The 11,351-nt window shown below is 69.1% G+C and carries 10 protein-coding genes; 2 read left to right on the top strand and 8 right to left on the bottom strand.

Translation table 11 applies throughout. From position 1 onward, the window contains the following. The coding region (locus tag HNR30_RS33920; RefSeq protein ID WP_220134299.1) for an FG-GAP-like repeat-containing protein at nucleotides 1–2,782 on the top strand (2,782 nt) is incomplete at its 5' end. A gap of 54 nt (nucleotides 2,783–2,836) precedes the next feature. Here HNR30_RS33920 and HNR30_RS33915 read toward each other — a convergent pair. After that, on the bottom strand, nucleotides 2,837–3,064 hold the full coding sequence (locus tag HNR30_RS33915) for a hypothetical protein (RefSeq protein WP_181614197.1): 228 nt from the start codon (nucleotides 3,062–3,064) through the stop codon (nucleotides 2,837–2,839). 59 nt (nucleotides 3,065–3,123) lie between these two features. Next, nucleotides 3,124–3,621: a winged helix-turn-helix transcriptional regulator gene (locus tag HNR30_RS33910; RefSeq protein ID WP_181614196.1), complete on the bottom strand. Its 498-nt coding sequence runs from the start codon at nucleotides 3,619–3,621 to the stop codon at nucleotides 3,124–3,126. Between the two features lie 59 nt (nucleotides 3,622–3,680). Here HNR30_RS33910 and HNR30_RS33905 point away from each other — a divergent pair, with 59 nt between their 5' ends. After that, nucleotides 3,681–4,205, top strand: coding sequence for an SRPBCC family protein (locus HNR30_RS33905; protein WP_181614195.1), 525 nt, complete (start codon nucleotides 3,681–3,683; stop codon nucleotides 4,203–4,205). 18 nt (nucleotides 4,206–4,223) lie between these two features. On the opposite strand, the gene HNR30_RS33900 is transcribed toward HNR30_RS33905, so the two are convergent. The 6 genes from HNR30_RS33900 to HNR30_RS33875 are packed head-to-tail and all read right to left on the bottom strand — an operon-like array spanning nucleotide 4,224 to nucleotide 11,345. Further along, entirely contained in the window at nucleotides 4,224–5,822 is a 1,599-nt protein-coding gene (locus HNR30_RS33900; RefSeq protein ID WP_181614194.1) for an AMP-binding protein, read from the bottom strand. 1 nt (nucleotide 5,823) lies between these two features. Then, nucleotides 5,824–7,179, bottom strand: a complete 1,356-nt coding sequence (locus HNR30_RS33895) for a carboxylesterase/lipase family protein (RefSeq protein ID WP_181614193.1) — start codon at nucleotides 7,177–7,179, stop codon at nucleotides 5,824–5,826. Next, on the bottom strand, nucleotides 7,164–8,447 hold the full coding sequence (locus HNR30_RS33890; RefSeq protein WP_181614192.1) for a M28 family peptidase: 1,284 nt from the start codon (nucleotides 8,445–8,447) through the stop codon (nucleotides 7,164–7,166). The genes HNR30_RS33895 and HNR30_RS33890 overlap by 16 nt, the downstream gene beginning before the upstream one ends. Continuing rightward, nucleotides 8,444–9,244: a carbohydrate ABC transporter permease gene (locus HNR30_RS33885; RefSeq protein WP_181614191.1), complete on the bottom strand. Its 801-nt coding sequence runs from the start codon at nucleotides 9,242–9,244 to the stop codon at nucleotides 8,444–8,446. The genes HNR30_RS33890 and HNR30_RS33885 overlap by 4 nt, the downstream gene beginning before the upstream one ends. Then, entirely contained in the window at nucleotides 9,241–10,155 is a 915-nt protein-coding gene (locus tag HNR30_RS33880) for a carbohydrate ABC transporter permease (protein ID WP_181614190.1), read from the bottom strand. The genes HNR30_RS33885 and HNR30_RS33880 overlap by 4 nt, the downstream gene beginning before the upstream one ends. Next, complete coding sequence (locus tag HNR30_RS33875) at nucleotides 10,152–11,345, bottom strand: extracellular solute-binding protein (protein WP_181614189.1); 1,194 nt, start codon at nucleotides 11,343–11,345, stop codon at nucleotides 10,152–10,154. Before HNR30_RS33875 ends, HNR30_RS33880 begins: the two co-directional genes overlap by 4 nt. Nucleotides 11,346–11,351: the final 6 nt, after the last annotated feature.

Raw genomic sequence — 11,351 nt, 5'->3', positions numbered from 1 at the left:
CCGATTCGAGAACAACGACCACAATCAGATGGCCGTCGGCGACTTCAACAACGACGGACGCGACGAGATCGCCATCGCCGACCACTCAGAAGGCGGGCGCATCCACATCTACGACGCCGTCACCCACACCGCCCACCCCGACCTCGGCGTCCACGACACCCGATTCGAGAACAACGACCACAATCAGATGGCCGTCGGCGACTTCAACAACGACGGACGCGACGAGATCGCCATCGCCGACCACTCAGAAGGCGGACGCATCCACATCTACGACGCCGTCACCCACACCGCCCACCCCGACCTCGGCGTCCACGACACCCGATTCGAAGACGACGATCACAATCAGATGGCCGTCGGCGACCTGGACGGTGACGGGCGCGACGAGATCGCCATCGCCGACGCCTCCGAGGGCGGGCGGGTCCACGTCTACGACGCCGTCACCCACACCTTCTCCCCCGACCTCGGCGTCCACGACACGACGTTCGAGAACGACGACCACAACCAGATGGTCATCGGCGACCTCAACGGCGACGGGCAGGACGAGATCCTGATCGCCAACGACTCGGGCGGCAGGATCGACGTGCTGGACGCCACGACGCACCTGCCCGACCCGAGCATGGGCATCAAGGACACGCGGTTCAACGACGACGACCACAACCAGCTGGCCGTCGGCAACCTGGACGGCGACCACCGGGGAACGGCGGAGGCGATGATCGCCGACGCGTCGGAGGGCGGCCAGGTGCAGGTGTTCGACGCGCGCCGCCCGGCGGGGCCCGTCGAGGAGGTGGCGGCCGCGTTCGCCAGCGCGCCGGTGCCGGCGGTGGCTTCGTGCCCGTACGCGGGGGTGGACACCGAACCCGGCATCCAGCTCATCGTCGACGTCAGTGGAACGATCCCGCACAAGCCGGTGCTGATCCCGTCGGAGTTCGCGACGATCAAGGCGGATCCGGCCAACTTCGACCCGGCCAGGGATCCCTATGTGCACTACAACCTCTGGGTGCACGACTACGGCGACGCGGAGGACAAGCCATCCGGCAGCTCGGGGCTGGCCAACTTCAGCGGCGACGGCCAGGACTTCCTGGTCAGCCTGGGCGCGTTCTCGGGAGGCAACGGCACGACCCGTGAGCAGGCGGGGACGTTCATGCACGAGCTGGGCCACTCGCTCGGCCTGAAGCACGGCGGCGACGAGGCCTTCGTCAACTACAAGCCCAACTACCTGAGCGTCATGAACTACAACTTCCAGCTCATCGGGCTCACCTCGACCACCGGCAGCCACCGGACGATCGTCGACTACTCCGCGCGGGCGCTGGACGAACTCGACACGCTGCACCTGGACGAGCAGGCGGGGGTCCAGCCCGACTCGCCGTTCTACACCCGGTGGTACGACGCGGACCGCGACCGCCGTACGGGCGCCGCCGACCAGCCCATCGACTGGAACGGCAACGGCACGCCCGGCGAGGCGGACGTCGCGGTCGCCGTCAACGGCGGCCTGTGCATCACGGCGGGCGACAACGGCGAGCTGGACTCCGAGACCGACACCAACGACAAGGAGGACGGCGACAAGATCCTCAGCGGCGACGACCACATCTGCAACACCACGCGGGCCGGCGACGACAAGCTCGTGATGTCGAAGGACAAGGGCCGGCTCCTGCACGGCTTCAACGACTGGGCCAACCTGAGCCTGGCCGCCGACCCCGCTCCGGCTCCGGGCCGCGGACCGGCCGAGCTGACCGCGGCCGAGGCCGACACCATCCACCAGTCCCACGACCAGGCGCTGTCCCCGGACCGGAGCGTACGGCTGGCCAGTCCACGCAGCGGGTTCCAGGAGACCGTGATGGGCGTGGCGATGGACAAGCACAACCTGTACGCGACCCACTACTACGAGACGATCGCCGCTCCCCACACCTCGGACGGCCCAGGAGCACTGATCGTGCTGGATCGTCAGACGCTGCAGCGCAAGGCACGGGTCCAGGTCGGGCACCGGCCGCACGCCGTCGCGGTCAACCCGCTCACCGAGCGCATCTACGTCCTCAACGCCGGCGAGCCGGGCGATCCCACCGTGAACAAGGTCACCGTGCTCAACAGCAAGACGCTCGCCGTGGTCGCCACGGTCGCGCTGAACACCGGGCAGACGGCCACCGATGTGGTGGTGAACCCGCGCACGAACCGGGTGTACGTGTCGAACAACGCGATCGGCCGCCTTCACGTGATCGACGGCAGGACCAACACCGAGCTGCCCCCGATCATCACCGGGCCGGGGCCGCTCGGCATGGCGGTGGACGAGAACACGAACACGATCTACATCGCGATGAGCAGGCTGGCGGTGCAGCCGCCCGTGACCGCGCTGGGCGCCGTCACCGACGACGGGGTGACGCGGACGATCCATCCCCAGGTGCCGCTCGGTCCCGCGGGCACCCAGCCCTGGGACGTCGCCGTCGACCCACTCAACAACCGGCTGTACACCGGCAACCTGGGCGGCGGGCCGATCCAGCCCAGCGTGACCGTGCTCGAGCTGTCGTCGCGCACGATCATCAAGCAGGTGGTGACCCGCGGGCCGATTCGTGCCGTCGCCGTCAATCCGTACGCGCACCAGGTGTTCGGGGTCGGCGACCGGGGCGTGGACGTCGTCGGGGAGCAGTCGTTGTCGGTCGTGCGCACGATGCAGGTCAACCTCCCGTTCGCCGTGACCACGGGAACGGGTGATGATCGTCACCTGTTTGTCGGTGACGTGCGCAACGGCGAGCTGACGCGGCTGTCCTACAGCAGCGGCACGCGCAAGTGAGCGAGGAGGCGGGTTACCGTGCCCGCCTCCTTCCGTGTACGGCCGCGAACAGACTCAGAGCTTGTACAGCCTGTGGAAGGGCGTGGTGATCCGTTCCTGCCGAGAGCCGAAATCGACGAAAACCGCGACCTCGCCTTCGACTGCCGTGACGACTCCCAGACCGTATCGGTCGTGGGTGACCATGTCGTCCTTGGCGAACTGGACGACAGGCGGAGCCGGGGGCGGGGGCTTGAAGGGACTGGTGGGCAGGTGGCGACGGGGGACGCCGCTGGCAGACTTCATCCTTCGTAGTATGTGTCACCGCGGGGAGTGCACGCCACAGTGGGTCGCCCGCAAGCTCGTCAACCGGCCGATCCGGCGGGCCCCTCGCCCGTGGCGGGTGTCCACAGGGGGTGGCCGGGCCCGAGGATGGCGTTGATCTCGGCCGGTTCGTCGACGCGGCCGCAGTGGGCGCACATTGTCTGCTCGGTGATGCCGTTGCCGCAGGTGGAGTGGATGTAGAAGATGGGCGGCTGCTCGTCGGTCGCCCATCGGTCACCCCATTCTGTGAGGGCGACGAGCGCCGGTGCGAGCGCGCGCCCCTTCTCCGTCAGCAGGTACTCGAAAAGTTCGGGCTGCTCGGAGTATCGGTGGCGGTACATGATCCCGGCCTGCACGAGGCTGTCGAGGCGCGTCTTCAGGACGTTGGTGGCGATGCCCAGGTTGTGCTGGAAGTCGCGGTAGCGGGTCGCCCCGCCGAACAGGGCGTCGCGCACGATGAGCAGGCTCCAGCGTTCGCCGATCACTTCCAGGGCCCGCGCGATGGAGCACACCTGAGATTCGTACGTCTTCCCCAGCATGCCCGCCATCCTATCCAAGCGCTTGCGTCATGAAAGCGCATCGCTCTAGAGTAACTTGCATGATGCAAGCGAGCCAGCATTATTCGACCACCTTCACGGTGGACAGAAGCCCTCAGGAAACGTTCGAGTCGGTCACCAACGTCCGCGGCTGGTGGTCGGAAGACATCAAAGGCGTCACCGACCAGGCCGGCGCCGTGTTCTTCCACCACTACAAGGACGTGCACCGCTGCACGATCCAGATCACGGACGTGTCGAAAGGCCGGCGAGTGGCCTGGCGTGTCCTGGACAACCACTTCAACTTCACCGCCGACCAGTCCGAGTGGACGGGCACCGAGATCGTCTTCGAGATCGCCGAGACGGACGGCGGCGCCGAGGTTCGTTTCACCCACGTCGGCCTGGTCCCGCAGCACGAGTGCTACGACGTGTGCTCCAACGCGTGGAGCGGATACATCGACGGCAGCCTGCGCAACCTGATCACCACGGGCAAGGGCCAGCCCAACCCGAAGGAGGACGGGGACATCCCGGCCCATCAGGACGCCGCGACCGTGGCCCGCGCCGGCCACCCGCAGCCGGCCGACGCCTGACGCCGCGCCAGGGCGCGACTAGATGTCGAGGCCGAGCAGCCGGGTGCCCTGTTCGCGCATCTCGACCTTGCGGATCTTGCCGGTGACCGTCATCGGGAACCCGTCGACCACATGCACGTAACGCGGGATCTTGTAGTGGGCGAGCTTGCCGGAACAGAACGCCCGGACCGCCTCCGCCGTCAACGGCTCGGCACCCTCACGCATCACGATCCACGCCATCAGCTCCTCGCCGTATTTGGCGTCCGGCACCCCGATCACCTGCACGTCGGCGATGTCGGGGTGGCGGTAGAGGAACTCCTCGATCTCGCGCGGATAGACGTTCTCGCCGCCCCGGATCACCATGTCCTTGATGCGGCCGACCACGTTGACGTAGCCGTCGGCGTCCATGGTGGCCAGGTCGCCGGTGTGCATCCAGCGGGCCGCGTCGATCGCCTCGCCGGACTTGTCCGGCTCGTTCCAGTAGCCGAGCATCACCGAGTAGCCGCGCGTGCACAACTCGCCCGGCTCGCCGCGCGGCACGGTCAGCCCGGTCTCCGGGTGCACGATCTTGACCTCGACGTGCGGCATCACCCGGCCCACCGTCTCGGTGCGCCGCTCCAGAGTGTCGTCGCGCCCGGTCATCGTCGACACCGGCGAAGTCTCGGTCATGCCGTAGCAGATCGCCACCTGCGCCATGTTCATCTCGGTGACCACCCGCTTCATCACCTCCACCGGGCAGGGCGAGCCGGCCATGATGCCGGTGCGCAGCGACGACAAGTCGTATCGCGCGGCCAGGGCCAGTTCGGCGATGAACATGGTCGGCACGCCGTACAGGGAGGTGCACTTTTCCTGCTGGACGGCCCGCAGGGTGGCTTCGGGGTCGAAGCCGGGCGCGGGGATGACGATGCAGGCGCCGTGCGAGGTGGCGCCCAGGTTGCCCATCACCATGCCGAAGCAGTGGTAGAAGGGCACCGGCAGGCAGACCCGGTCGTGTTCGGTGTAGCCGAGGCCCTCGCCGACGAAGTAGCCGTTGTTGAGGATGTTGTGGTGGGACAGAGTGGCGCCTTTGGGGAAGCCGGTCGTGCCCGAGGTGTACTGGATGTTGATCGGGTCGTCGGCGCTCAGGGTGGCCATGCGCTCGCGCAGCCGGGCCTCGGGGGCGGTCAGCTCCAGGAGGCGGGCCCAGCTCGGATCGCCGAGATAGACGACGTCGGCGAAACCGATCTCCTCCACCATCGCCCGGTAGTCGCTCGACTTGTGCGCCAGGGCGCTGATGAGCAGGCGCATGCCCGACTGCTTGACGACGTAGTCGAGCTCGTGGCTGCGGTAGGCCGGGTTGACGTTGACCAGGATCGCGCCGATCTTGGCCGTGGCGTACTGGACGATCACCCACTCGGCGCAGTTCGGCGCCCAGATGCCCACCCTGTCACCCTTGGCGATGCCCGCGGCCAGCAACGACCTGGCCAGGGCGTCGACGTCGGCGTTGAGTTCGGCGTAGGTCCAGCGCCGCGCCGAGGGGACGTCGACGAGGGCTTCGCGGTCGGCGAAGCGGGCCGTCGTCCGCTCGAGGTTGTCGCCGATCGTCTCGCCGAGGAGAGGGGTCGGCGCGGTGGCGCATGCGTAGGAGTGCGTGAGCATGTCAGGAGCCTCCGTTGAAGATCTTGGGGTGGCCGAGAGGCCAGCCGGGGTCGCCGGTGCGGACGAAGCGCACCCAGGCGGCGTGCATCTCGGCGGCCAGGGCTCGGGGGGCGTCAGGGCCCGCGGTCCGTTCGACGCCGGGGGCGTCGAGGAGGTCGAAGACGAAGGGGAGGTCGAGGTTGTGCACCGCGCCCACGCGCCCGCCGCCGACGGGGCTTTCGACGGGTGATTCCCAGTGGAACTCGTAGGCGTAGGCGGGCCTGGCCTCGTGGATCCAGCGGGTCTCGCGGGTGAACAGGTGCCAGGTGAAGGCGCGGCCGACGAGTTCGGCGGGGGAAGCCGCTGTGACACCGCGCACGACAGCGTGGGCGCCGAGGTGGGTGACCAGGGCTTGGGCCGACGCCTCGTCGATGTCGGAGACCATGCGGCGGACGAACACGTCGGCCTCCTGCGACGTGCATCCGACCAGCAGCGGGACATCCCCGCGCAGGGCCGTCAACGGCACCGCCGGGATCAGGTCACCGTCGACGACCGGTTTGATCGGCACCGACTCCGCCAGCCCGCCGGAGTCCCCGGCCAGCGGCGGCGGTTGCTCGGCGACGAGGTCCGCGGGCGACAGGCGGGCGAAGGCGGAGCGGGTCGGCTCGATCCCCAGGCGGGCGGCGAGCGTCTTGGCGTAGGAACGTGCCTCCTGCTCACCCGCGACGAGGGTCGCCGAGCCGCTCATCACGATCGCGCGGTGGAACAGCCCGGTGGCACGGGGCATCGACAGGAGGGTGGCGACCGCTGCCCCACCGGCCGACTGGCCGGCGATCGTCACGTTGCCTGGGTCGCCGCCGAAGGCCTCGATGTTGTCGCATACCCATTCCAGTGCGGCGAGCCAGTCGAGGACCCCGCGGTTGAGCGGGGCGTCGTCGAGGGCCAGGAAACCTTCGAAGCCGAGCCGGTAGTTGATCGCCACGCAGACCACGCCGTCGCGGGCGAAGCGGTGGCCCTGGTGCCAGGCCGCGCCGTTGCCGCCGATGGCGAACGCGCCGCCGTGGATCCAGACCAGGACGGGCAGCCCGCCCGGATGCACAGAGGGAGTGTGGACGTCGAGGTTGAGGCAGTCCTGCCCGGTCTCGAAGACGTCCGGAGCGTACAGGCCGATGTCCTCGCCCGCCGCCTGCGGCGCCGCAGCACCACGCGTCACCGCCTGCCGTACGCCGGCCCAGGAAGGCACCGCGGCGGGCGCGCGGAACCGGTGCTCCCCGAACGGCGGCGCGGCGTACGGCACGCCGAGAAAGGCGAGCACGCCCTCCTCGGCCTTCCCCTCGACCAGCCCGGCCGCGGTCCGCACGATCACCCCCGGCGCCATCCCGCCGTCCCTTCCACGATGCGTATCGCCGCCCGGGTGAGCGGCTCCAGGCTCTCGGCATGCACCTTGTCGACCGTGTCGGCCGAGTCGAACAGGTACATGGGCGCGGAAAGGAAGTGCACGAGCGGCACCCCCTCCGGGTGGAAGAAGGCCCCGTCGGTGGGCGGCATCGGCGAGAACACCTCCGGCGGCAGCACGAACGAGCGCCGCAGGTCCTCGGCGGCCAGAGCCTCGGCCACCAGCCCTTCGAGCCCTGGTGAGGTGAACCACCACCCGGGCTCGGGGTCGTCCGTCGGCACCAGCGCGCCGTCCACGACCTCGCACCGCCGGGCGGCGTGTTCCAGGTGCAACTGGAGCACCACGTCCCCGAGCATCGCCCGATGCTCGGAGATGAACGCCCGGGTGCCCGCCGCGTGCGCCATGTGTCCCGCTGTGAGCAGGAAGAGCAGGTTGTGCGGCCGTTCCTCCTCGGGCACCCCGGCCCAGTAGCGGGCCGCGGCCAGCACGAGCGCGATCCCCGAGGCGTCCTCGACGGCGGAGGCCCAGGGCGCGTCGTGGTGCGATCCGATGATCACCCACTGGTCGGAGCGGCCCGGCAGGGTGCCGATCACGTTGTGCGACACGGCCGGGCCCGTCTCGGACGAGACGGCGAGCGTGCCCGTGCAGGGACCGGAGTCGACCAGGGCGAGCACCCGCCGCGCGTCGCCGCCCGACAACCAGACGGCGGGGATGTCGCGCTGGACGGCGTCGTAGGGCACGTAGTAGTCGCGTGTCTCCCACGGCACCCCGGTGAGCGCGCCCGCGAAGCCGGCGGCGCCGCCGTCGATGGCGCCCTGGATGACGTCGAGGTAGTCGAGCTGGAACGGCAGCGTCTGCACGAGGGAGTCGAAGACGCCCTCGGGGTCGTGCACGGCCTTGGCCAGGTCCCTGACGTAGAACTGCGGCAGCTCGGTGAAGGTGTATTCGGGCACGACGATCGCGCCGGGCACGACCTCCCGGCCGACGGGCGCCGTGACGGCGGCCTCGGGCGTGGTGTACGGCAGGGCGAACGCCTCCACCCGGACGGATGTGGCCCGGTCGGAGTCCAGGTGGACCTCCAGGGAGGCGGACACCGGCCGCCACACCGGCAGGTCGACCGGCTCCAGCCGTACGTCATGGAGCCCGAACTCCGCGAAGCGTTCCAGTGCCCACGCGGCGACCCAGTCGTCGGCCGGATAGCCGGGGCGCCTGATGCCCCGGGAGACGATCGTCTCGATCCAGTCCATCATCGTTTCAGCCCTCCGAAGGTGAGCCCTGCCACGTAGTAGCGCTGCAGCGCCACCATCAGGATGAACGGTGGCACGGCGGTGACCAGCGCCGCGGTGGTGGTCAGGTGGTAGGTGACGCCGACCTCGCTCTGGAAGTTGGCCAGCCCGACCGGCAGCGGCCACAGCTCCTGGTCGTTGGCCACGATCAGCGGCCACAGCAGGTTGTCCCACTGCGCCAGGAAATGCACCAGGAAGAGCGTGATGAGCGCGGGCTTGAGCAGCGGTACGGCGATGCGCGCGAAGATGCGGAACTCTCCCGCGCCGTCGACCCGCGCGGCGAGCAGCAGTTCGCGCGGGATGCCGAGGGCGAACTGCCGCACCAGGAAGACACCGAACGCGCTGATCATGCCGGGCACGATCATGCCCTGGAAGGTGTTGACCCAGCCGAGTTCCTTGACGATGAGGAAGACCGGGATGACCAGGACCATCGGCGTGAGCGCGAGTGTTCCGACGACCAGCGCGAACAGGGCGCGGCGGCCGGGGAAGGACAGCTGGGCCATCGCGTATCCGGCGGCGGCCGAGAAGATCACGTCCAGCAGGCCCGTGCCGAGGCACAGGATGAGGCTGTTGCGCAGGTACAACGCCAGGTTGCCCTCGCCGAGCAGCACGCGCAGGTTGTCGGTCAGGTGGAAGCCGTTGAAGACGAGCCCGCTCAGGTCGGTGTCGTCGGGCGCGGAGGCCACGACGACCATGACGTAGACCGGCAGCAGCATGAAGCCGACCGCGACGATGAGCCACAGGCTGCGCAGGATGCTCATTCGTCGCCGCCCTTCAGGAAGGCGAACTGCAGCGCCGAGATGATCACCATGGCGGCGAGCAGCACCATGCCCATCGCGGCCGCGTAGCCCATGTGCTCGTAGGGGAAGGCGTTGGCCCAGATGTAGTACGGCAGAACCTGGGTGGCGTCGGCGGGCCCGCCGCCGGTGAGCAGGAAGGCGGGCACGAAGGCCTGCATCGATCCGGCCACCGAGATGACCAGGACGAACAGCAGCGTCCTGCGCAGCAGCGGGAGGGTGATCCTGGTGAAGGTGGTCACCGCTCCCGAGCCGTCGATGGCGGCGGCTTCGTACACCTCGCCGGGAAGCGCCTGCAGCCCGGCGGTCAGGATGATCACGAACAGTCCGAGGCTCTTCCATACGACCATCACGACGAGCGCCCAGATGGCCAGGTCGGAGCTGGTCAGCCAGGCCTGCGGCTCGATCCCGGCGAGGCCGAGCAGGGTGTTGGCGAGGCCGCGGTCGGAGTAGATGATCACCCACACCATGGACGTGGCGGCCAGCGGCATCACGGCGGGGATCATGACGAGTGCCCTGAGCCAGCGGTTGAGCCGTCCCGGCTTGGCCAGCGGCACCGCCACCAGCAGGGCGAGCACGATCGTCGGGACGACCGTGCAGACCGTGTAGACGACGGTGATCCAGGCCGAGTTGAGGAAGCCAGGGTCGGCGAACATGCGCTCGTAGTTGGCCAGGCCGATCCAGTTGGGCGTGCCCGCCATCTCGTAGTCGGTGAAGCTGAGGTAGATGGCGGCCACGAAGGGGACGAGCCAGAAGACGACGAAGAAGACGGCCACCGGGAGGGTCAGCGCGACGCCCGCGGCGGCCTGGGGACGAACGTGGCGGGGAGCGGCCCGTCGGCTGGGGACCGTCTCGTCGCGTACCAGGACTTTCACTGGATCTGTCGCGTGGCCGCGTCGTAGGCCGCCGCGGCTTCTGCCGGGGTCGCCTTGCCGTGGGCGACGGAGTCGACGGCGCTGGAGGCGGCCTTGGCCAGTTCGAGCGTGCCGGGGACGATCGGGCCGAAGTCGACGTGCGGGAGGCTGTCGGCGACGATCTTCATGATCTCGGACTCGCCCCGGGGTCCTGCCTGGCGCCAGCCCTTGGTGGGGATGATGATCCCGTTGTCGAGGTTGGTGGTCACCGACCTGGCGCCCTGGAGGTAGTTGACGAGGTGCCAGGCGGTGTACTGGTTGGGCGAGTCCTTGGCCACGCCCCAGCCCCAGGTGTAGGCGGGGACGACCGAGGTACGGCCCTGCCAGGCGGGCATGGGGGCGACGCCGTACGGTGTGCTCTTCTTGCCGAGCTTCTCCAGCGCGGGGCCGAGGAAGGCGCCGCTGATGACCATGGCGGCCTCGCCGGAGTAGAACAGCCCGAGCGCGCCCAGGGGGTTGGAGAGCTTGGGGTTGCCGAGCTTGGACATGTAGGTCAGCGCGTCCGCGAGCGACGTCCCGCCCTTGGTGAGCGCGGTGATCATCATCAGGGCCCACTGCGGGTCGCCGTAGAGCCACTGGAGCCCGACCTGCCTGCGGTCGGCGGAGGTGAGCTTCGTACTGGCGGCAGCGATCTCCTCCCAGGTCGCCGGCGGCTTGTCGGGGTCGAGTCCGGCCTGCTCGAACCGGTCCTTGCGGTAGTAGAGCATGCAGGGGTTGAAGTCGATGGGCACGCCGTACGGCACGCCGTCGTAGGTCAGCGGCGTGGTCGTGCCCGGTTCGTAGTTCTGGAGCGTGAGCGCCTTGGTGTCGACGGGCGCCAGCCGGTTCTTCCTGGCGTGCGCCGGGAAGCTCCAGTGGCCGATCTTGAAGACGTCGGGCGGCGTCCCCCCGGTGAAGGCGGTCAGCAGCTTGGCGTCGAGCTGGCCGACGGGCAGGTAGAGCAGCCGCACGTCGACCCGGTACTCGGCGATGTAGTCGTGCACGAGCGCCTGGAACTGCTCGCCGGTCTCCTGCGAGCCGTGCAGCCAGACGTTGACCTCGCCCTGCGGCTTGCCGTACGCGACCTGCTGCCGTGGCTCGTCCTTGCCGCATCCGGCGAGCAGGCTGAGCGCTCCGGCGGCGAGTAATCCACGCCGCGTCAGTTCCGCCATCGTCGT

This window comes from Nonomuraea soli (assembly GCF_013761175.1).
GTDB classification, from domain to species: Bacteria; Actinomycetota; Actinomycetes; order Streptosporangiales; family Streptosporangiaceae; genus Nonomuraea; species Nonomuraea soli.
Note: the sequence above shows the minus strand (reverse complement) of the source record. Positions and strands in the feature narration are given on the sequence as shown.

Excerpts from the sequence above, each read along its gene's own strand:
- HNR30_RS33910 (WP_181614196.1), bottom strand. The coding sequence starts at position 3,621 with ATGCTGGGGAAGACGTACGAATCTCAGGTGTGCTCCATCGCGCGGGCC.
- HNR30_RS33885 (WP_181614191.1), bottom strand. The coding sequence starts at position 9,244 with ATGAGCATCCTGCGCAGCCTGTGGCTCATCGTCGCGGTCGGCTTCATG.
- HNR30_RS33900 (WP_181614194.1), bottom strand. The coding sequence starts at position 5,822 with ATGCTCACGCACTCCTACGCATGCGCCACCGCGCCGACCCCTCTCCTC.
- HNR30_RS33890 (WP_181614192.1), bottom strand. The coding sequence starts at position 8,447 with ATGATGGACTGGATCGAGACGATCGTCTCCCGGGGCATCAGGCGCCCC.
- HNR30_RS33905 (WP_181614195.1), top strand. The coding sequence starts at position 3,681 with ATGATGCAAGCGAGCCAGCATTATTCGACCACCTTCACGGTGGACAGA.
- HNR30_RS33895 (WP_181614193.1), bottom strand. The coding sequence starts at position 7,179 with ATGGCGCCGGGGGTGATCGTGCGGACCGCGGCCGGGCTGGTCGAGGGG.
- HNR30_RS33875 (WP_181614189.1), bottom strand. The coding sequence starts at position 11,345 with ATGGCGGAACTGACGCGGCGTGGATTACTCGCCGCCGGAGCGCTCAGC.
- HNR30_RS33915 (WP_181614197.1), bottom strand. The coding sequence starts at position 3,064 with ATGAAGTCTGCCAGCGGCGTCCCCCGTCGCCACCTGCCCACCAGTCCC.